The sequence below is a fragment of the Oryzomicrobium terrae genome (assembly GCF_008274805.1).
Taxonomy (GTDB): domain Bacteria; phylum Pseudomonadota; class Gammaproteobacteria; order Burkholderiales; family Rhodocyclaceae; genus Oryzomicrobium; species Oryzomicrobium terrae.
In genome coordinates this window covers 909,756-928,989 of sequence record NZ_CP022579.1, presented here as the reverse complement: position 1 = coordinate 928,989, position 19,234 = coordinate 909,756, and the positions used below count along the sequence as shown (strand labels likewise).

The 19,234-nt window shown below is 67.8% G+C and carries 26 protein-coding genes; 12 read left to right on the top strand and 14 right to left on the bottom strand.

All coding sequences use genetic code 11. From position 1 onward, the window contains the following. The first annotated feature begins 5 nt into the window (after positions 1 to 5). Positions 6 to 1,100, top strand: a complete 1,095-nt coding sequence (locus OTERR_RS04295; RefSeq protein ID WP_149424971.1) for a Smr/MutS family protein — start codon at positions 6 to 8, stop codon at positions 1,098 to 1,100. Positions 1,101 to 1,317: 217 nt separating this feature from the next. Here the strand turns inward: OTERR_RS04295 and OTERR_RS04290 are convergent, their stop codons facing one another. Then, a complete protein-coding gene (locus OTERR_RS04290; protein ID WP_149424970.1) occupies positions 1,318 to 1,827 on the bottom strand; it encodes a superoxide dismutase family protein in 510 nt (169 codons plus the stop codon). Positions 1,828 to 1,967: 140 nt separating this feature from the next. Between OTERR_RS04290 and OTERR_RS04285 the strand changes: the two genes are divergently transcribed. Continuing rightward, a complete protein-coding gene (locus tag OTERR_RS04285) occupies positions 1,968 to 2,549 on the top strand; it encodes a hypothetical protein (protein WP_149424969.1) in 582 nt (193 codons plus the stop codon). Positions 2,550 to 2,660: 111 nt separating this feature from the next. On the opposite strand, the gene OTERR_RS04280 is transcribed toward OTERR_RS04285, so the two are convergent. The 3 genes from OTERR_RS04280 to ppa all read right to left on the bottom strand — a co-directional run bounded on the left by OTERR_RS04280 (position 2,661) and on the right by ppa (position 5,293). After that, a complete protein-coding gene (locus tag OTERR_RS04280; RefSeq protein ID WP_054621138.1) occupies positions 2,661 to 2,999 on the bottom strand; it encodes a P-II family nitrogen regulator in 339 nt (112 codons plus the stop codon). Positions 3,000 to 3,034: 35 nt separating this feature from the next. Further along, positions 3,035 to 4,651: an NAD+ synthase gene (locus tag OTERR_RS04275; protein ID WP_149424968.1), complete on the bottom strand. Its 1,617-nt coding sequence runs from the start codon at positions 4,649 to 4,651 to the stop codon at positions 3,035 to 3,037. Between the two features lie 111 nt (positions 4,652 to 4,762). After that, entirely contained in the window at positions 4,763 to 5,293 is a 531-nt protein-coding gene (gene ppa / locus OTERR_RS04270; RefSeq protein WP_054621136.1) for an inorganic diphosphatase, read from the bottom strand. Between the two features lie 168 nt (positions 5,294 to 5,461). Here ppa and OTERR_RS16540 point away from each other — a divergent pair, with 168 nt between their 5' ends. The 8 genes from OTERR_RS16540 to OTERR_RS04240 all read left to right on the top strand — a co-directional run bounded on the left by OTERR_RS16540 (position 5,462) and on the right by OTERR_RS04240 (position 9,081). Next, positions 5,462 to 5,590, top strand: a complete 129-nt coding sequence (locus tag OTERR_RS16540) for a hypothetical protein (protein WP_281290347.1) — start codon at positions 5,462 to 5,464, stop codon at positions 5,588 to 5,590. Between the two features lie 197 nt (positions 5,591 to 5,787). Beyond that, a complete protein-coding gene (locus OTERR_RS16535; RefSeq protein ID WP_149424967.1) occupies positions 5,788 to 6,504 on the top strand; it encodes an energy transducer TonB in 717 nt (238 codons plus the stop codon). 1 nt (position 6,505) lies between these two features. After that, the gene (locus OTERR_RS04260) at positions 6,506 to 7,270 is read left to right on the top strand and encodes a MotA/TolQ/ExbB proton channel family protein (protein WP_187775301.1); all 765 of its coding nucleotides are present in this window, start codon (positions 6,506 to 6,508) and stop codon (positions 7,268 to 7,270) included. After that, a complete protein-coding gene (locus OTERR_RS04255) occupies positions 7,271 to 7,702 on the top strand; it encodes an ExbD/TolR family protein (protein ID WP_054621134.1) in 432 nt (143 codons plus the stop codon). After that, the gene (locus OTERR_RS16695; protein ID WP_149424966.1) at positions 7,686 to 7,883 is read left to right on the top strand and encodes a hemin uptake protein HemP; all 198 of its coding nucleotides are present in this window, start codon (positions 7,686 to 7,688) and stop codon (positions 7,881 to 7,883) included. Before OTERR_RS04255 ends, OTERR_RS16695 begins: the two co-directional genes overlap by 17 nt. 357 nt (positions 7,884 to 8,240) lie before the next feature. Beyond that, entirely contained in the window at positions 8,241 to 8,393 is a 153-nt protein-coding gene (locus OTERR_RS16120; protein WP_223116000.1) for a hypothetical protein, read from the top strand. After that, positions 8,393 to 8,539 (top strand): hypothetical protein, encoded by a 147-nt coding sequence (locus tag OTERR_RS16115; protein WP_223115999.1) that lies wholly within the window; start codon positions 8,393 to 8,395, stop codon positions 8,537 to 8,539. Before OTERR_RS16120 ends, OTERR_RS16115 begins: the two co-directional genes overlap by 1 nt. Before the next feature lie 122 nt (positions 8,540 to 8,661). Next, entirely contained in the window at positions 8,662 to 9,081 is a 420-nt protein-coding gene (locus OTERR_RS04240; protein ID WP_187775300.1) for a DUF2149 domain-containing protein, read from the top strand. 298 nt (positions 9,082 to 9,379) lie between these two features. On the opposite strand, the gene bfr is transcribed toward OTERR_RS04240, so the two are convergent. The 3 genes from bfr to OTERR_RS04225 all read right to left on the bottom strand — a co-directional run bounded on the left by bfr (position 9,380) and on the right by OTERR_RS04225 (position 11,644). Continuing rightward, entirely contained in the window at positions 9,380 to 9,859 is a 480-nt protein-coding gene (gene bfr, locus OTERR_RS04235; protein WP_149424965.1) for a bacterioferritin, read from the bottom strand. Positions 9,860 to 10,045: 186 nt separating this feature from the next. Beyond that, a complete protein-coding gene (locus OTERR_RS04230; protein WP_149424964.1) occupies positions 10,046 to 11,365 on the bottom strand; it encodes a DUF2325 domain-containing protein in 1,320 nt (439 codons plus the stop codon). Positions 11,366 to 11,374: 9 nt separating this feature from the next. Continuing rightward, positions 11,375 to 11,644 carry a hypothetical protein gene (locus OTERR_RS04225; RefSeq protein ID WP_149424963.1) on the bottom strand — a complete coding sequence of 90 codons (270 nt, stop codon included), beginning with the start codon at positions 11,642 to 11,644 and terminating at the stop codon, positions 11,375 to 11,377. Positions 11,645 to 11,997: 353 nt separating this feature from the next. On the opposite strand from OTERR_RS04225, the gene OTERR_RS04220 reads away from it, so the two are divergent. Continuing rightward, positions 11,998 to 12,783, top strand: coding sequence for an FTR1 family iron permease (locus OTERR_RS04220; RefSeq protein WP_187775299.1), 786 nt, complete (start codon positions 11,998 to 12,000; stop codon positions 12,781 to 12,783). A gap of 120 nt (positions 12,784 to 12,903) precedes the next feature. Here the strand turns inward: OTERR_RS04220 and OTERR_RS04215 are convergent, their stop codons facing one another. Together OTERR_RS04215 and hemN are read right to left on the bottom strand one after the other, a co-directional pair. Continuing rightward, positions 12,904 to 13,593, bottom strand: a complete 690-nt coding sequence (locus tag OTERR_RS04215; protein WP_149424961.1) for a sulfite exporter TauE/SafE family protein — start codon at positions 13,591 to 13,593, stop codon at positions 12,904 to 12,906. A gap of 200 nt (positions 13,594 to 13,793) precedes the next feature. Next, positions 13,794 to 15,227 carry an oxygen-independent coproporphyrinogen III oxidase gene (gene hemN / locus OTERR_RS04210; RefSeq protein ID WP_149424960.1) on the bottom strand — a complete coding sequence of 478 codons (1,434 nt, stop codon included), beginning with the start codon at positions 15,225 to 15,227 and terminating at the stop codon, positions 13,794 to 13,796. Between the two features lie 101 nt (positions 15,228 to 15,328). On the opposite strand from hemN, the gene fnr reads away from it, so the two are divergent. After that, positions 15,329 to 16,072, top strand: coding sequence for a fumarate/nitrate reduction transcriptional regulator Fnr (gene fnr, locus OTERR_RS04205; RefSeq protein ID WP_054621126.1), 744 nt, complete (start codon positions 15,329 to 15,331; stop codon positions 16,070 to 16,072). A gap of 33 nt (positions 16,073 to 16,105) precedes the next feature. Here the strand turns inward: fnr and OTERR_RS04200 are convergent, their stop codons facing one another. The 5 genes from OTERR_RS04200 to OTERR_RS04180 are packed head-to-tail and all read right to left on the bottom strand — an operon-like array spanning position 16,106 to position 19,195. Further along, a complete protein-coding gene (locus OTERR_RS04200) occupies positions 16,106 to 16,657 on the bottom strand; it encodes a hemerythrin domain-containing protein (protein ID WP_149424959.1) in 552 nt (183 codons plus the stop codon). Positions 16,658 to 16,668: 11 nt separating this feature from the next. Then, positions 16,669 to 17,067: a SirB2 family protein gene (locus tag OTERR_RS04195; RefSeq protein ID WP_149424958.1), complete on the bottom strand. Its 399-nt coding sequence runs from the start codon at positions 17,065 to 17,067 to the stop codon at positions 16,669 to 16,671. A gap of 2 nt (positions 17,068 to 17,069) precedes the next feature. After that, positions 17,070 to 18,386, bottom strand: a complete 1,317-nt coding sequence (locus OTERR_RS04190) for a hypothetical protein (RefSeq protein WP_149424957.1) — start codon at positions 18,384 to 18,386, stop codon at positions 17,070 to 17,072. 13 nt (positions 18,387 to 18,399) lie between these two features. Next, complete coding sequence (locus tag OTERR_RS04185) at positions 18,400 to 18,639, bottom strand: DUF2249 domain-containing protein (RefSeq protein ID WP_054621122.1); 240 nt, start codon at positions 18,637 to 18,639, stop codon at positions 18,400 to 18,402. A 58-nt stretch (positions 18,640 to 18,697) separates the two neighbouring features. After that, on the bottom strand, positions 18,698 to 19,195 hold the full coding sequence (locus OTERR_RS04180) for a hemerythrin domain-containing protein (RefSeq protein WP_054621148.1): 498 nt from the start codon (positions 19,193 to 19,195) through the stop codon (positions 18,698 to 18,700). Positions 19,196 to 19,234 lie beyond the last annotated feature (39 nt).

Sequence of the window (19,234 nt, the reverse complement as noted above, 5' to 3'; positions counted from 1 at the left end):
CTGCCATGGCAAAAAAAGGCCCGGCGGCCAAGAACCACGCCCGTCTCGCGACGGGCGTTGGTTTTTCCGCCCTGGAAAAGCTCAAGAACCGGCTGCCGCCGACCGACGCACCGGTCCGCCCGGCCGCGCCCAAGCCGGCGGCCCGGGTTGCCGCCCCTGCGGAGAACGACCCTGCCGCCCTGTTCCGCGCCGCCGTGGGCGCCACCGACACCAGCCCGACCCTGGCCCGGGCCCGCAACCGGGCCGCGCTGGAACGGGCCAAGCCGGCCCCCCGGCCCATCGTCCAGCCGACCTTCAAGGACGTGGAGACGCCCGCCACGGCGCCATCCCGCCCCCTGCCGGCGGACGATTCGCCTGACCTCTTCCGCGCCCTGGTGGGCGAGGTCACGCCCCTCAAGGATTCGGGCCGCGCGGATATTGGCCATCGCCAAACCCCGCGCCACGCCTTGATCTTCGACCGGGACGGCCGGAGAGCCGCGCCAGATAAGGCGCTCGGCGATACCCCCCTGGAGAATGGCGCCCCGCTTGGCGATGCGGCCATCTTCGACCACCTGGCCGCCACCGTCGGCAACGATCCGGGCGCCCTCTTCGCCCACGCCGTGGGCGCCGTGGCCCCGCTCAAGGACAAAGGATTGGCCGACGTGCAGAAGCCCCTGCCGCCGCCCCGACCAATCAAGCGTGAAGAGGACGACCGGGCGGTGCTGGCCGAGGCCCTGCAATCGCCCCTGTCCTTCGAGGACCGCCTCGACATGGGGGTGGAGCCGGCCTTCCTGCGGGACGGCCTGGCGCGCAAGGTGCTCACCGACCTGCGCCGCGGCCGCTGGGTGGTGCAGGCCGAGCTGGACCTGCACGGCCTGACCCGGGACGAGGCCCGGGAGGCCCTGCGCCGCTTCCTCGCCGACAGCCTGGAGGCCGGCCGGCGCTGCCTGCGCCTGATCCACGGCAAGGGCCTGGGCTCCCCCAACCGGGAGCCGGTGTTGAAGCACCTGTCGCGCAGCTGGCTGGCCCAGCGCGAGGAAATCCTCGCCTACTGCCAGGCCAAGCCCCAGGACGGTGGCGAAGGTGCCCTGCTGATCCTGCTGCGGGCACCAAAGGGCTAGTGTTAGCGCTCCGGCGCCCCTGCGACCTTCCGCCGCGCGGCATCCGGTCACTTCCGCCGCCGCCCCGCCCTGCCTAGACTGCAGGTGTTCCCCGGCCCAGCCAGGCCCGGAACTCCACCTCAGTCGTAAATTCGTCCGCCCCGGTGCTTCGGCCCCGGGGCTTTTTTTTGGCCTGCACGCCAGTCCCAGCCGGGGCGCAACCTCGGCCGGCGAAGGCTCAGCGGATCACGCCGCAGGCCACCCGCTTGCCGGAATTGCCGGCGGGCTGGGACTTGTAGTCGTCCGGGTCGGCGTGGATGACGATGGCGCGGCCCATGATGCCGGTGGGCCCTTCCAGGCTCATGCCCATCACGTCCATGCGCTGCCGGACCACGCCGCTGCCGTCGGCCACCAGGTTGGGGATATCGCCGGCGTGGTGCTCGCCCATGGTGGAATTGCCGTGGGCCTTGCCCGTGGGGTTGAAGTGACCCTTGGCGCTGGTGCCGTCCGGGGCGCTGCAATCGCCCACTTCATGGACGTGGAAGCCGTGCTCGCCGGGGGTCAGGCCGGTGGCCCGGGCCTCGACCCGCACCCCGCCGGAAATCGAGGTGAACACCACCTCGCCGCTCACCTTGCTGCCGGAGCTGGGCGCCAGCACGGCGCGGGCGCTGCCGTCGGGCGGGGTCGAGGCGCAGGCCGCGGTCAGGACGGTGGCAAGGGAACAGGCAATCAGGGTGATTCGCTTCATGACGGACTCCTTGAGGATGGGCCGCGACGCACGCGGCGGACGCTGCGGGAACGACTGAAACCTAAGAGACATTGGGAGCGGCGGGGCGTTCCGGACAGCCCTGCATTTATACTCCGGACATATTCCTTTGGCTTTTCCCGATGGATACTTTCACCGCCCGCGTGTTGTCCCTGATCCTCGCCCTGAGCGTCATGGCGGGCGCCGCGCTGCTCGTCGTCCGCGGCGAGCCGCCCCGCGCAACGCCGCCCGCCCCGGGTCCCCACGACCCAGCGGCAGCGGCCCCGGAGCCGTCTCGCTCTCCCCCGCGACGCCAGGTCGCCACTGAGGAAGCGCCGCCTCCGGCCGGGTTGCTCTACAAGTGCCGCGGCAGCGGCGGCACCGCCTACCGGGATCAGGGTTGCCAGCCCGGCGAGCAGGTGCTGGCCGTCACCCGCCCGAGCCCAACGGGCGATCCCGCGGCCGCCCAGGCTGAACTGGCGCGGCTCAAGGCCCGGGTAGCCGAAATGGCCGACGAGCGCCGCGCCCGGGAGGCCGCCGCCGCCCGGGCAGCCCCGCGCCGAACGACCGTTGCTGCCGACAACACGGCCCGCTGCGAGGCCTTGCTGCAGGAGATCGCCTGGATCGACGGCCAGTTGCGCCAGCCCCATTCGGCCAGCCAGGGGGATTGGTGGACGGCCCAGCGCAAGGAAAAGACCGACGCGCGCTTTTCCCTCGGCTGTTAAAACGCCCCGTCGGCGCTCCAATGCAAACGCCCCGCAGCTGCGGGGCGTTTGCATTGGGCGACGAGGCCAAGGGGCGGGGGCGGGTTAGCCCACCCCGACGCCCCGCCGCGTTCAGACCGCGGCTTCGTCGGTTTCGCCGGTGCGGATGCGCACCACCTGCTCCACCGGGGAGACGAAGATCTTGCCGTCGCCGATCTTGCCGGTGCGGGAGGCCTTGATGATGGCTTCGATGACGCTATCGACCTGGTTGTCGGCAACCACGATCTCGACCTTGATCTTAGGCAGGAAGTCGACCACGTACTCGGCACCGCGGTACAGCTCGGTGTGGCCCTTCTGCCGGCCAAACCCCTTGACCTCGGTGACAGTCAGGCCGGTCACGCCGATTTCGGACAGGCCTTCACGCACTTCGTCGAGCTTGAAGGGTTTGATGATGGCTTCAACTTTTTTCATGATCGCTTCCTCGGGTCCCGCTTAGGTAGTGGATTTTAGTATTCGTCAGCATAACGGTTGGTGATGGGGACGCGCCAGTCCTTGCCGAAGCCGCGCCGCGTGACGCGGATGCCGAGCGGAGACTGGCGGCGCTTGTATTCGGCGATCTTGAGCAAGCGCACCACCCGGCGCACGTCGGCCTCGGCATAGCCGGCGGCGATGATTTCCCGGGGCGAGCGGTTGTTCTCGACGTAGGCCTCGATGATGGCGTCGAGCACCTCGTAGGGCGGCAGGGAATCCTGGTCGAGCTGGTTGGGCTTGAGCTCGGCGGAGGGCGGCCGGGTGATGATGCGGGTGGGAATGATCTCCCGCTCCCGGTTGATCCAGCGGCACAGTCGGTAGACCAGGGTCTTGGCGATGTCCTTGATGACGGCGAAGCCGCCGGCCATGTCGCCATAGAGAGTGCAGTAGCCTACCGCCATCTCCGACTTGTTGCCGGTGGTGAGCACCAGCCGCCCGGTCTTGTTGGACAGGGCCATCAGCAGGTTGCCGCGAATGCGCGCCTGGATGTTCTCTTCGGTGGTGTCCGCCGCCAGGCCGGCGAACAGCGGCGCCAGCAGCCCTTCCATGGTAGCCATGGCCGGGGCGATGGGGATTTCGTCGTACTGCACACCCAGAGTGCGCACCAGGGCGCGGGAGTCTTCCAGGCTGATGTCGGCGGTGTAGGGCGAGGGCATCATCACCGCGCGGACCTTGTCCGCCCCCAGGGCGTCCACGGCGACGCACAGGGTGAGGGCCGAATCGATGCCCCCGGAAAGGCCGATGATGGCGCCGGGGAAGCCGTTCTTGCCCAGGTAGTCGCGCACGCCGAGCACCAGGGCCCGGTAGACCTCGTCCTCCAGGCTCAGGTCGGGCAGGGGCGGCGGCGCCGTCAGACGGCCGGCGGCGTAGTCGAGCACCAGCAGGTCTTCCTCGAACTGGGGGGCCCGGGCGGCGGCGGTACCGTCCGCCTGGACGGCCCAGGAACCGCCGTCGAAAACCAGCTCGTCCTGACCGCCCACCAGGTTGGCGTAAACCAGGGGCAGATCGGTTTCCCGGGCCCGGGCGGCAATCACGTCCAGGCGCTCGGCGCCCTTGCCCAGGTGGTAGGGCGAGGCGTTAGGCACCAGGATCAGTTCGGCCCCGGCGGCGGCCAGGTCGGCGCAGGGCTCGGGGAACCAGACGTCCTCGCAGATCGCCAGACCGACCTTGACCCCGTCGATGTCGGCCACCAGGGGGCCTGGGCCGGGGCTGAAGTAGCGCACCTCGTCGAACACCGTGCTGTTGGGCAGGCGGCGCTTCAGGTAGGTGGCGCGCAGGGCGCCGCGGTCGACGATGGAGGCGGCGTTGAAGCGCTCGCCCCGAATCTCGACCGGATGGCCCACCACCACCGCCACGCCGGCGGGCAGCCGGGCGGCCAGGTCGGCCACGGCCCGGTCGCAGGCCCGGTAAAAGTCGGGGCGCAACAGCAGGTCTTCGGGCGGATAGCCGGTCAGGGACAGCTCGGGGGTGAGCACCAGGCGCACGCCCTGGTCGGCCGCGCGCCGGGCGGCCGCGAGGATGCGCTCGGCATTGCCGGCGAGGTCGCCCAGGGTGATGTTGAGCTGGGCGATGGCAAGACGGAGGGAAGCCATGTCGGGGTTCGGATCAGGGACGGGAGCAATGAAAAGGGCCACCGGGTCTTGCGACTCCGGCGGCCCGGCCGATTCTATGCCGCTTTCGGCGAAGTCGGCGCTGTTACGTGCTTACTTGGCCTGGGCGCGAGCGGCGCTGGCGACGATCTCGGCACGGGCGGCGTCCACGTCGCCCCAGCCGGAGACCTTGACCCACTTGCCCGGCTCCAGATCCTTGTAGTGCTCGAAGAAGTGGGTGATCTGCTTGACCAGCAGCTCGGGCAGGTCATTGATGCTCTTCACGTGGTCGTACAGCGGGGTCAGCTTGGAGTGGGGAACCGCCACCACCTTGGCGTCCATGCCCGCTTCGTCTTCCATCTGCAGCACGCCCACGGGACGGCAACGGATCACGGAGCCGGCCGGCAGGGCCACCGGGGCCACCACCAGCACGTCGGTGGGATCGCCGTCGTCGGACAGGGTGTTGGGCACGAAGCCGTAGTTGCAGGGGTAGTGCATGGGGGTGGCCATGAACCGGTCCACCACGATGGCGCCGGAATCCTTGTCCAGCTCGAACTTGATGCCGGGCTGGTTGGCGGGGATTTCGATCACCACGTTGATATCGTTGGGCAGGTCCTTGCCGGCGGACAGGGCGTTGACGTTCATGCGTGAAGCTCCCGATTGCGTTGAAAGTGGTCGTTGAATTTTGGACAGCCCGTAATTATAGCGTCGTCGCCATCCGTGCGTTGGGGCGATCTCGTGGCGGATTGATCCGGCGGCAGGGGCCGCTTCGGCAGTGGCCACATCCTCGGCATCGAGGACAACCGGCGGCAGATGCTGAGCGACGGCCTCCGCCTCCAGGGCTACGGCGTCGCCCTCCTGTCGGCCTGGTGGCAGTTCCACAGGACGGCCCGCATCAACGCGGCGGCAAACATCCTGTTCGACAAAAAATACTGGCGGTGAAACGCCGCGCACCGCCCTTGCCCTGCGGCATCAGGTCACAGGGCAAGGGGCCCAGGAAAGAGTAAAAGGCCACCTGTATCAAGGCCGAAACCGCCCACCCCCCTTAGCGTGGGCAGGTCGCAACATTTCTTGACAATGCGTCAGGTGAATTCGATAATGCGAACCGTTCTTATTTATTCAACTCCAGCCGGCTTGCCATGACCGCTACCGCCGCACTGCCCACTTCCGCCCCCCAGCCGTATGTCGTCGCCGACAGCGACCGGCTGTGGCGCGGCACCAACCTGGGCTGGATCGGTGCCGCGGTGGTCGTTCATGGCGCGCTGCTCGCCGCCATTACCCTGGCGCCGGCGGCGGCACCGCTTCAACCGCCGGCGCCGCTGATGGTCTCCATCCTGCCGCCGGCCCCCAGCGCGCCGACGCCTCCTGCCCCCGCCACCCCAACCGCCAAATCCGAGCCGAAGCCGCTGGTCAAGCCGGCCCCGGCCAAGCCGAAGCCGGCTCCGGCACCGGCGATGCCCGCCCCCTCCCCTATCGCCGCCGCACCGCAACCCTCGACCCCGGCCACCCCCGCCGCACCGGCGGCAGCCGCTCCTGCCGCACCGAGCGCCCCCGCCGGCAACCCTGCCCCGGTCAGTGCACCGCGCTTCGACGCCGACTACCTGAGCAACCCTGCACCGGCCTACCCGCCCCTGTCCCGCCGCATGGGCGAACAGGGCAAGGTCATGCTGCGCGCCCACGTGCTGCCCAACGGCAGTGCCGACGAGGTTGTGGTCAAGACCACCTCGGGCAGCAGCCGCCTGGATAACGCCGCCCTCGACGCGGTGCGCAAATGGAAATTCGTTCCCGCCCGCCAGGGCAGCGAACTGGTCGCTGCCTGGGTGCAAATACCGATCACTTTCAGTTTGGAGAATTGAGATGCAACCGGAAACCCACATGAACCTGGCCGGCTTCTGGGCCGCCGGCGACTTCGTGTCCCACGCCGTCGCCGTGCTGCTGGTGGTGCTCTCGATCGGCAGCTGGACCGTCATCCTGGCCAAGGGCTGGCGCGTCTGGAACCTGCGCCGCGCCACCACGCCGGCCCTGGCCGCCTTCTGGCAGGCGCGCAGCGTACCCAACGCCATCGCCGAGCTCGAAGCCGGCAACGCCCGGGCCTTCGCCCTGCTGGCCCGCCGCGCCGAGCAGGCCGCCAACCACTACCAGCGCCACCACGGCAGCGGCTCCCTGGCCGCCAGCCTGTCCGGCGCCGAGTTCATCACCCAGGCCCTGCGTTCCGGCCTGACCCAGACCAGCGCCCGCCTCGAAAACGGACTGACCCTGCTCGCCTCGGTGGGCTCCACCGCCCCCTTCATCGGCCTGTTCGGCACCGTGTGGGGCATCTATCACGCCCTGGCGATGATCGGCGCCACCGGCCAGGCCAGCCTGGACAAAGTCGCCGGCCCGGTGGGCGAGGCCCTGATCATGACCGCCGCCGGCCTGTTCGTGGCCATTCCCGCGGTGCTCGCCTACAACGCCCTGACCCGCGCCGTGCGCGTCATCGAGGCCGACCTGGACGCCTTCGCCCACGACCTGCACGCCTTCTTCACTACCGGCAAGCCGCTCTCTGGCGGCGAACCCCACACCGGCACCAGCCACGCCGCCCCGGTCAATGCCGCCGGCCGCCCCCTGGCGGAGGCCGCGTAAATGGCCTTCGGCTCCTTTTCCGGGGGCAGCAAGGCCCCCATGGCGGAAATCAACACCACGCCGCTGGTGGACGTGATGCTGGTGCTGCTCATCATCTTCATCGTCACCGCGCCGCTGATGACCCAGGCGATCAAGGTGGACCTGCCCAACGTGGCCGCCCAGCCCACCGACGCCAAGCCGAAAACGGTGCGGGTCGCCCTGGACGGCGCCGGCAAGCTGTACTGGAACGACCAGCCGGTGGACGACGCCGCCCTGCGCGCCAAGATGGCCGCCGCCGCCACCCAGACCCCCCAGCCCGAACTGCACCTGTCCGCCGACCGGGAGACCCGCTACCAGCGTGTCGCCGAGGTGATGGGCGCGGCCCGGGAAGCCGGACTGGTCAAACTCGGTTTCATCACCCTCCCCGGAGACACCCATGGCAACCACCGCTAACGACTGCGCGGCTGGCGGCCGGAGCGCCTCGACCGGAGGCGCCCCCGGCGCCAAGGCCGGCGCCCCGGTCCTGTCCAGCAGCCAGCTGTTCCAAGGCAGCAAGACGGTGCGCATCGAGCACGCCGGCCAGTCCTACATCCTGCGCCTGACGCGGGAAAACAAGCTGATCCTGACCAAGTAGCCCGTAGCACCCCGACCAGGCCCCGCGCCTGATCCGGCCCGCCGCCGGGTGCTCGCTGCCCCGCGGGCAGCAGCCAGCCAGCACGGCCCCAAACCCGGGCCACGCCAGCCACCCGGCCGCCAGGCCTTCCTGCCGTTAGCTTTCCGTTGCAGTACCCGCCGTCCCGAACCTTGCGGTTCCCGACGGATTTGCGCCAGCAACCCACTCGCCCGCCGCTTCCCTCACGGCGGTTCCAGCGTCGGCAGCCAGCCCTCCTTTTCGACCCCGCTCCGCCGAGCGCCCGGGTCGCCCCTTCGCCGCTGACAACCCGGGCCGTGCCTTGCCGGCAGCGTGGTGCCGCCCGCCACAGCGCCCCGCGTGCAGCTTCGGCACCTGCCCCCTGCCCTGGTGCACCGCATCGGCACCGCCGTGCCGGACCAGCCCGGCCTGAGCGAGGACGAGCTCGACCTGGCCACCCACAAGGCCCTGGAGGACGCCCGCATCGCCAGCCTGCCCCCATGCTCGGCCTGATGGCGAGCCCGTTAGCGACCATGATCCCCATGGGCCCGGCGTTGAAATCCCTGTCCGACGGCAACCTGGCCCAGGTCTCGGAAAACCTGACGGTGGCCTTTTCCGCCGTGATCCTGGCCTTGATTGCCGCCTCGATCACCCACTGAGCGGTGAACGTGCGCCGCCGCTGGCTGACCGAGGAACTGCTGGAGATTGCCGCCCTGAAGCGGGACGGCCACGCCGAGCACGGCCATCCCCTGCCCACCTACCCGGTCCAGGAGGTGGCGTGATGGCCTTGAAGCTCCTGCACGAACCGGAAACCGAAGATCCGATCCTGTCGGTGGTGAACCTGATCGACATCTTCCTGGTGGTGATCGCCGCCCTGCTCATCACCGTGGCCAAGAACCCGCTGATGAATCCCTTCTCGCACCAGGACGTGACGGTGATCACCGATCCGGGCAAGCCCTCCATGGAGGTGGTGGTGAAGAAGGGCGAGAAGTACAAGGCCAGCGGCGCCATCGGCGAAGGCCAGGGGGCCAAGGCCGGCACCGCCTACCGGATGCAGGACGGCTCGATCGTGTACGTGCCCGAGGCCGGCGCCGACGCCTCGGCCACGGCCACGGGCTCGGCCGACTGTGCCGACTGTGCCGACTGTGCCGACTGTGCCGACTGTGCCGACTGTGCCGACTGTGCCGACTGTGCCGACTGAGTCCGGCTGCTCCGGGTACGGCACGCACCGTACCCGAATTCCCCAAACGTATTTGCCTCCCCTGCGAAACCCCGCGCCAGTAGCCGATCTCCACGTTGGTATCGTGAAACGCCGCGCCAGTCCTTGATCTACAGACACACCACTCGGAGATCGTCCAGGGACGTGGCTTTCCGGGCAGTAGCTGAAATGGCCAACCCGGTGGCCGATCAGGCGCCCCCACCCAATGGTCACGTCCACAACCAACAAAAAGCCCCCGCATCGCGGGGGCTTGGGGCGCGGCGGCGAAAGCCTGAAAGGCTTAGGCGGCGCCGCTCATCTGGGACTGCAGGTAATTCTGCAGGCCGGTGAGCTTGATCAGGCGCAGCTGCTTTTCCAGCCAGTGGGCGTGGTCTTCCTCGGTGTCGTCGAGCATGGTCACCAGCAGTTCGCGGGTGACGTAGTCCTGGGCCTTTTCGCACTCGGCGATGACTTCCTTGAGGTGCTTGACCACCGAATATTCCAGGGCCAGGTCGTTTTCCAGCATGGACGGGGTGTCCTTGCCGATATTGAGCGGCTCGCGCTTGCTCAGGTCCGGGGTGCCTTCGAGGAAGAGGATGCGGGCGATCAGCTGGCGGGCGTGCTCGCGCTCGTCTTCCATCTCGTGGTTGATGCGCTCGAACAGGGCGTTGAGGCCCCAGTCCTTGTACATCTCGGCGTGGATGAAGTACTGGTCGATAGCGGTGAGTTCGCCGGCGAGCAGGCTGTTCAGCTGGGTGATGATCTTCTTGTCGCCTTTCATGGGCAGGCTCCGTGTCTTGAGGTGGGGGAAGGGGACTAATGGGATTAGTGGGGCTGGTGGGCGCCGCCACTACGGGGAGGGTACGAGCTGCGTCACGCCACAGGGGCGACCGCCGCGGTGCCTGGCGGTCCAGTCCTCCATTCTGGATGCTCCCCCCGGCCTTTTCAACGTCACCGGCCGATTTCGTTAGCGATAGGCCTTCTCATCCGCACCGGCCCCGGTCTCGGCAGCGCCTTCGGCGACCTGGACCACGCCGCGTACGAAGCTGGTGACGCTGGCCCGCTTGAGGTAAGCGCAGGGCTTGCCGGTGCGCTTGCAGTGGTCCTTGAGGCGCCAGTAGGCGCCGTGGCTGATGCAGCCGGCCTGGCAGATCACCGCGTCGGCGGCGGCCAGGGTGCCGTCCAGGGCTTTCGGGTTGTCCTCCAGGCCGCCGTCGTGATGCACGAAGCGGCCACCGGCCTTTTCCACGATCAGCCGGTAGGCCTCGGTCAGGGCGGGAATGCCGCCGACGCACAGCACCGCACGGCCGGACAGGTCCGGTGCCGCCGCATTGCAGGCCGCCCCACAGGGGCGGGTGTCGGCACTGCTCCAGGCGTCGAGGGCGGTGGCGGCGGCATGGGCTTCGGCGCGGATGTCGGCCAGTTCCTCCCGGGTTTCGGCCAGGGCCCGGGCCAGCGCCCGCACCTGCCCTTCGGCGGCTTCGGCCCGTCGTGCCTGGCCTTGGGCCTGGCAACGCCAGCCGTCTTCCCGTGCCCCCGCCGTGGCGGCGGCTGCCTCCAGGGCAGCGACCCGGCGGCGCAGGGCGTCCCGCTCGGCCAGGGCGGATTCGAGGCCCGCCAACTGGCCGCGCACGATTTCCAGTTCGCCGACCTTTTCTGCCAGGCGCTCGGCGGCCCGTTCGGTCAGGCTGTCGAGCTTGCCGCGCAGGTCGGCCACGGTGGCGGCCAGGCTGGCCAGGCGCTGCAGGTCGGCATTCTGCCCGGCGCCCGTCTGGTGGGAGATCATGTGGATCTCGCCATAGATGCGGTGGGCCAGGTCGGCGCCGCAACGGGGATGGGTCCAGACCGCCCACAGGGCGCCGGGCACGTCGCCTCGGGCCACGGCGTCGCACCACAGCTGCCACAGGGCGGCTTCGTCCCGGGCCGGGGCAAACCGCTTCACCGCCAGAGCGTGGCGCCGCTCCAGCTCGCGTTGCATCAGGTCGGCAAAGGCCGTGCGGTTTTCCGCGTGGCCCACCGCCTGGGTGTGCAGGGCAAAGTCGGACAGGCCTTCCACGCTCACCCGGGCCTTTTCCGCCAGGCGGCGCAGCACGTCCATGGGCAGGCAGGTGCCGATCACCGGGCAGTGGTACTGGTGCTTGACCTCCCACAAGCGGCGGCGGCGCGAACCGGCGCTGTCCGCGGCGACGGGTATCCCGCTCTCGGACAAGCCAGACGCATCCCTGCCCAAGGCAAAGACCGGCCCCGGCTTGGCGGGCGTAGCGGCAAGGGGAAAGCGGATCGGCATGGCCGCTCCTTACGCCGGCAGCGGCGCGCTGGCGCGCTGCAAGGCCTCGGCGCTGCGACTCTGGGCGAGGGCCCGCCAGCGCCGGGTCATGCGCTGAACCATGTAGGCCAGGGGCGAACGGGGATCGACCAGGCGGCCCAAGGCGGCCAGCTCGCCTGCCACCAGGGCGGCCAGCAGGGGATTGTCCTCGGCGGCGTATTCGCTCATCAGGTAGAGCAGGCTGGCCGCCATGCTGGCGGCTTCATCGTCTTGGGTCAGCGGTTGGGCAAGGGCGTTCATGGTGGTTCTCCAGGTGGGATCTGCAGGCAGCCGGGAAACGCTAGGCCCCCGGCAAACAAATGATAATTATTCTCATTAAAAACGCAAGCATAAGCGTGCCATCCGCGGAATGGGTCCCCCTTAACGGCCCACTGCGGTATGCAACGCCAGCCCCTGGCGCGCCTTGCTGGCTGCGTGAACCGGCAGCACGGTACGCCCAGTCCAAAAGCGCCCTCCAGTTGGGACGAAGCCGTTATCGAACAAGACGCCGAGAACCATTCTCATTTGCGCCGTGTTGGGCTAGACTGGTCGTATTGGTGTCGTCCCAGGCCCATGGCCCGGGACGACACCGCACGCTCCGGAGAACACGTTCCATGATGCAAGCCCTTGTCATCGCCCTGCGGGAAGGCCTGGAGGCTTTTCTGATCGTGGCCATCACCCTTGCCTACCTGCGCCAGACAAACCGCCATCCCCTCACCACGGCGGTGTATTGGGGCACCGGTGCCGGGGTGGTCGCTTCGTCCATCGCTGGTTACTTCTTCGGCAAGGCAGAGAGCCAGCCCTTCTGGGAAGGCACCCTGGCGGCCATCGCCGCGGTGCTGGTGATTTCGATGGTGGTGTACATGCTCTCCGCCGCCAAGCACATGCGGGCCAACATCGCCGCCCGGATCGAAGCGGCCAGCCTCAAATCCGGCACCGGCGCCTGGATCGGCGTATTCGCCTTCGTCCTGCTGATGATCACCCGGGAAGGCATGGAAACCGCCCTGATGCTCTCTGCCGTGTTGTTCAGCTCGGGCATGGAGGACCTGGCCATCGGCTGTATCCTCGGCGTGCTGCTTGCCGCCCTGGTGGCCTGGGGCTGGGGACGCTTCGGCAGCCGTATCCGCCTCGACCGCTTCTTCAAGGTGACCTCGGTGTTCCTCGTCCTGTTCGCCCTGCAGCTGGTCTTCTACGCCTTCCACGAGTACACCGAAACCGGCCTGCTGCCCATCGACAACGACTACTGGCACGTCGTCACCGAGCCCTGGGGCCCGGAAGGCCAGTACGGCCAGTGGATCACTTATTCCCTGGTGGTCGTACCCCTGCTCTGGTTCGTGGCACTGGTGGTGCGGGACAAACTGTCCCAGCCGACCCGGCACGCCCCCTCGGCCCAGGTCTAACACTGCGTGCAGCCGCCGGGCTGCGCTGCAATGCCAACGGGGCACCCAAGGGTGCCCCGTTGTCTTTTCACGGTTTCATTCCGTTCGTCGCTTACCGCTCCCCGGTGCGGCCGGTCGGGATCAGCCTGCCAGCAGACGCACGGCAGCGAACAAGCCCCAGGCCCCGTAGGCCAGCACCAGGCTGCCCGCCACGCGCCGCACCACCGGGTGGCGTGCCCATTCCTTGAGACGCACCGCCAGCAAGCCGATCGCCAGCAAATTGGGCAACGTCCCCAGACCGAAGGCCAGCAGGATGGCCGCACCGCCTGCCGCCGAACCGGATGCCAGGGCCGACGCTAGGGCGCTATAGACCAGACCGCAGGGCAGGAATCCCCAGAGGAAGCCCAGGGGCAACGCCTGAAGCGGCGAGCGTACCGGGAGAAAATGTCGGGTCAGGGGCTGGATACGCCGCCACAGACGCTGCCCGCCCCGCTCCAGCGGCAGCAGCAATTGGGGCAGACCGAGCAGGTACAGGCCCATGCCCACCAGCAGCAGGTTGGCCAGCAGGAACAGGACCGTGCGTACCGGCCACTGGGCGGCAATGGCCGACTGCCCACCGGCCCCGAGCCAGCCGCCCAGGGCGCCCAGAAGCGCACCGGCAGCCACATAGGCACTGATCCGCCCCAGGTTATAGGCAAGATGCAAACCGCCCCGCCGCCCCGGAGCGCTGCCCGCGGCCAAGGCGGCGACGATACCTCCACACATGCCGACGCAGTGGGGCCCGCCAAGAAAGCCGACGAGGACGAAAGGCAGCAGGGAAGCGGGGGTCAAGGAATCCACGGAAACAGTTTACTACCGGTGGTGCGCCAGGCCGATGTCACTCGTGACAAGTGCGTCAATGTAGCCACGCCCGCGGCGGGGGCAGGAACGGCTGCGTGCACAGAGGTGTCGACGCGCCCAAGGAGCAACGTCGTAAAGCAACAGGGCGGCTAAGCCGCCCCGTCCGCGTAGGTGCTTGCCGAGCGAACCGCTCAGATGACTTTGGAGTAGCGGGTGCGCTGCCGGTCGGCACGCAGGTAGCGGTCGAACACCATGGCGATCACCCGGACCAGCATGCGCCCCGGGGGCAAGACGGTGATCCACTTGTCGTCCACCTTGACCAGACCCGCTTCTTCCATTTCCTTGAGGTCGTCAAGTTCGGCGGCAAAGTACTTACGAAAATCGATCAGGTGGGCAATCTCGATCGACTCCAGGGACAGCTCGAAGTGGCACATCAGGGCCTGGATGATCGAGCGGCGCAGGATGTCGTCGGCGCTCAATTCCAGGCCGCGCAACACCGGCAACTGGCCGGCATCGAGGCGGTCGTAGTACTCGTCCAGGGTACGCACGTTCTGGCTATAGGTGGGCCCCACCTTGGCGATCGACGAGATGCCGAAGGACAGCATGTCGCAGTCCGCATGGGTCGAATAGCCCTGGAAGTTGCGATGCAGCCGCCCCTGGCGCTGGGCCACCGCCAGCTCGTCATCGGGCTTGGCGAAGTGGTCCATGCCGATGAAGACATAGCCGGCCTCGGTGAGCTTCTTGATCGCCAGTTGCAGGATCTGCAGCTTGGCATCGGCGCTGGGCAGATCGGCTTCGAGAATGCGCCGCTGCGGCTTGAAGTGGTGCGGCAGGTGGGCGTAGTTGTAGATCGACAGGCGGTCCGGGCTCATCGCCAGGACCCGCTCCAGGGTGCGGTTGAAGCCCATCACGGTCTGGTGCGGCAGGCCGTAGATGAGGTCCATGGAAATCGACTGGAAGCCGTTGGCTCGGGCCGCGCTGACCACGTTGGCCGTTTCTTCCTCGGACTGGACCCGGTTCACCGCCACTTGGACGCGCTCGTCGAAGTCCTGCACGCCGATGCTCATGCGATTGAAGCCCAGTTCGCCGAGCACAGCGACGGTTTCTGCATCCACCTTGCGCGGGTCCACCTCGATGGAGAACTCGCCGCCGTCGAGTAGTTTGAAGTACTTGCGCGTCAGCCCCATCAACTGGCGCATTTCGTCGTGGGAGAGGAAGGTTGGCGTACCGCCACCCCAATGCAACTGGGCCACGTCACGGCTGCCGTCCAGGTATTCGGCCTGGAGGGCCAGCTCCTTGCCCAGGTACTTGATGTACTTGGCGCTACGCCCGTGATCCTTGGTGATGATCTTGTTACAGGCGCAGTAGTAGCAGATGGTATTGCAGAAGGGGAGGTGGAAGTATAATGACAGCGCACGTCCGGCCGCGCTCATCGGGCCGCCCACACCACCGATCTCGCGCTTCCCCAGCCACGCTTTGAGCGCATCGGCGTCAAAGGCTTCAACAAAACGGTCGGCCGTCGGATACGACGTATAACGCGGCCCGCTGATATCGAAGCGCTGAATGATCTCAGGATCGAAGACGACGTTGGACGCGTTGGAAGTTGGGGAGAGCGGGGGCGCCATTGCAGGGTAAGATGAGGGTTGTTCCGTAGTATTCATTGTATGGAACAGATTCACGTTGACCTGGATCAAACCGCAAATTGCCTAGGGGCAAAGTACTGGATATGTCCGAAAACCGGGCTTTGAAAACCGTCAATCTTTCGGTCATCAAGACCGCTTGTTCCAACTGCAATCTCCGCGAGTTGTGTCTGCCGCTCGGGCTGAATTCGCTGGAGATGGCCAAGCTGGAGGAGATCGTCTCGAACCGCAAGCGGGTCAAGCGCGGCGACCTGCTCTACCGCGCCGGCGAGCCCTTCGAGGCACTCTATGCGATTCGCAGCGGCTTCTTCAAGACCGACGTGATCATGGAGGATGGCCGGGATCAGGTCACCGGTTTTCAGATGTCCGGCGAGTTGCTCGGGCTGGACGGCATCAGCAACGAAAACCACTCCTGTAACGCCATCGCCCTGGAAGACAGCGAAGTCTGCCTGATCCCCTTCGACCACTTGGAACGCCTGTCACGCCAGGTGCCGACCCTGCAGAACCACTTTCACAAGGTGATGAGCCGGGAAATCGTGCGCGACCACGGGGTGATGATGCTGCTCGGCACCATGCGTGCCGAGGAACGTCTGGCCGCGTTCCTGCTCAACCTGTCGCAGCGCTTCGTCGCCCGAGGTTATTCCCCTGCCGAGTTCTACCTGCGCATGACCCGGGAAGAAATCGGCAGCTACCTGGGCCTCAAGCTCGAAACCGTCTCCCGCTCCTTCTCCAAGTTCCAGGAAGAAGGGCTGATCGCGGTGCAGCAGAAGCACATCCGCATCCTCGACATCCCGGGCCTCAAGCGCCTGATGAACCACGGCCAGGGCTGACCCCGGCCCCGGCCGTTCATCGCCTGCCCGGGCTCACCCCGGCATGGGGGCGCCGCGCCGGGTCGCCATCCGTTCGCCCAGCCCCCGCGCCACCGCCGCCGGCAGCACCCGCTTGGCCAGGGGTAGCAACTGCTCGGTTTCCAGGGCGATGTGCTCCCGGTAGAGGGCCGCCAGGGCAGCCACCGACTCCGCCGACAAGTCCGCCGCTCCGCCGGCCAGCAACTTGCCCAGATGGTCGAGCATCGCGTCCCGGGCCACGTCCATGCGCCGATGGTCCGCCAGCAAGCGTGTCACCAGCGCCGCCACCTCGTCATCCTCGCCGGTTCGGCCGGCCACTGCCGCGTGCAGGGCGGGAAACAGATCCACCTCCTCGTCTTCGTGGTGATGGGGGGCGGCCACGGTGAAATAGCGCACCACCCCCTCGATGGCCTGGCGTGCCGCCGCATCCACCCCATGCCGGGGCAGGTGCTCGACCAGCCGTTCCAGGGTCTTCAACTGGGCCTCGATGCGGCCGTGGCAGGCATCGAGCATTTCCAGGGGTTCGTCAAAGGCCGGAGCAGCCGGACCGAGAAGGGAAGCGGACATGGAACGCACTTTCAGGACAGAAACAGGAAAAAGCCCCAGGGATTGCGGCTGAGCGCCACCGAGACGATGTAGGCGAAGCAGCCCAGGGCGAGAATCAGGAACAGCACCCGTACCGCCTTGGTTCGCCCCCGTTTCAAGGCCACCGTGCCGCACAGGATGTAGGCGATGAGCCCCAGCACCTTGGCGGTGAGCCAGCCGGCGACGAAGGGGTACTGGCCAAGCAGCGCCGCCAGGCTCAAGGCGCTGGCGAGCAGCAGGGTGTCGACGACATGGGGAAGGATGCGCAGCAACCGGGCCTGAAGCAGGGGCGAATCGGCCAGCATGAGCCCGCCGCGCAACAGGAAGCCGAGACCGGACAGAGCCACGCAGGTGACATGCAGGTGTTTCAGGATCAGGTAGGCGGTCGGCATGGTTAGGTGGCGGCAAGGGTTTCGTCCATGCGGCGGCGTTCGCTGCGGTACAGCCGCAACGCCCCCAGGAGGTTCAGGGCGAGCACGGCAAACGCCGCCAGCAACAGGGCGCCGGCCGGCAGTGCCAGCCACTGGGGTTGCAGCGGAGCCATCAGCAGCAACGCCAGGGCGACCAGATGGACGTTGAGATGGCGCAGCATGCCGGACTCCGGCAGCAGGCGCTTCATGTTGGGCGGAATCACCCGGCCACGCCCCCGGTTCTGCAGATCAAGCCAGATCAGGAAGGGCACGATCTTGTAGAGCATGCCGCAAATCACCGGGACGAAGCCCCCCGCCAGGGCCAGGATGCCGACCCACAGCGGTAGCCGTTCCCGCCCCAGGCCAGTCGCCTCGCCCACGCCCCACAGGGCCGCGGCCAGGGCCAGGCCAAGCAGACCAAGACGCCAGAAGCGCTGAGTCGGATCGCCCCAGGGGCGGCGACTGCGCCGCTGCAAGCCGAGGGTGGCCAGGCAAAAGCCGAGGGCCGCGGCACCGAGCAGCAAGGCGAAGATCGCCCCCGCCCCTTGGCCGGCCTCGGCGTCACCCCACACCACCCGGCCGGTCCAGGCCAGCAGCAGAACGGTAAGCAGCGGCGCCAGACCTCGGACGATCCAGGAAGGATAGCTCGGGGTCAGTTGGAACATCGGCACCACTACCAGGGAAACCCCGACCAGCAACCCGCCGGCCCAGCCGAACAGCCCCCAGCCGGCGTGCAAGGTCGTCACCAGAATTACCGGCGGGCTGGCCAGGCCGGCCAGGCCACTCACCAGCCACACGCCCAGCACCAGGGTCACGACCAACGCAGGCAGGGTCAGATGCAGCGCCCCCACCGTGCCCACCAGGGCAAGGCGCTGGCGCAAGGCGATCAACCCCGCCACGGCGAAGGCGCCGACGCCCAGGGCGAGACAGATGCCGGCCACCAGAAAGGCCCATGTGCCCGCATTGAGAAACGCCGCCACCAGCGACAGGGCCCCCAGGGTGATGATCCCGTGCACCAGGGGCACCAGGCGCCGTTGTCCGGGCAGCGCCACCCCGGCGCCTACCGGCAGGAACTGCACCAGGGCACCGAGCATCACCTGCAGCATGAAGCCCGCGGTCAGACAGTGAGTCACTGCCAGGGCCTCGCCGGTCCAGCGCGACGCGAGCACGCCCCCCCCTCTCACCAGCATCAGCACCCCGGCCAGCATGCCGAACAGGGGCGCCGTGAGGAAAAAGCGCAACGGCAGGTGCAGCGGCGGCGCCTGGTCGTACGACAGGACGTTGGCAGGGGAACGGGCCACCCGGGTTATCCGATCACTTGCGGAAGATGCGCACCACCACGAAACCATCGTCGCTATAACTGGTGTCGTGGGTGAAGCCGTTCATGGCCAGGGCGTTGTAAAGGGGATAGGGCTCCCGGGGCAATACCAGGTGCAGGGACTGGCCCGGCCCGATGTCATCCAGGGCCGCCATGGTGCGGACGAAGGGTTCGGGGGGTTCCAGGTCGCGGGCGTCGATGACCGGCCCGTCGAGGGCTTCGAGGTTCAATTTCATGGCAAGGCCCCAGGTTGGGGAAAAAGAAGGAAACCGGGATTGTGCCGGGTGCAGGCGCTTACGCGCCACTCTGCAATGAGGCCGTGCAACGCGGCAGCAGTTCCGCGGCTTGCCCGGCCAGTTGGGCATCGCACATCGGATAGAGGATGTTCTCTTCCTTGAGGTTGTGCTGCTCCATGAGGATCAGCAGGGTGTCGGCCTCGCCGAGAAACGCATCGCCGTCGTGGTCGGCCAGGGCCTGGCGGGCGTTGGCCACCAGGCCACGCATCTGCACGTGCTCGTGGCGCATCACCGCCGTCGGACCGCCGGTCATGCCGGTAGCGCTCTCGAAAGCAGGGAAGAGCTGCTCTTCCTCGGTGGCGAAGTGCGCCAGCAGGTCGGTGGAAAAGGTATCGAAGGCGGCTTCGGCAGCCGGCCAATCGCCTGCGGCGGCGGCTTTTTCGGCGACCGCGAAGGCTTCGTCGCAATGCCGGTGGTGGCTGGTAAACAGCCCGGACAGGGAAGTCGCGGCGGCACTCCCTGGAGCGGCGGGAACAAACGATGGGGTGGCGGACATCTCGGTTACCTGGCTAGAAAACATGCCACGGATTCTCGA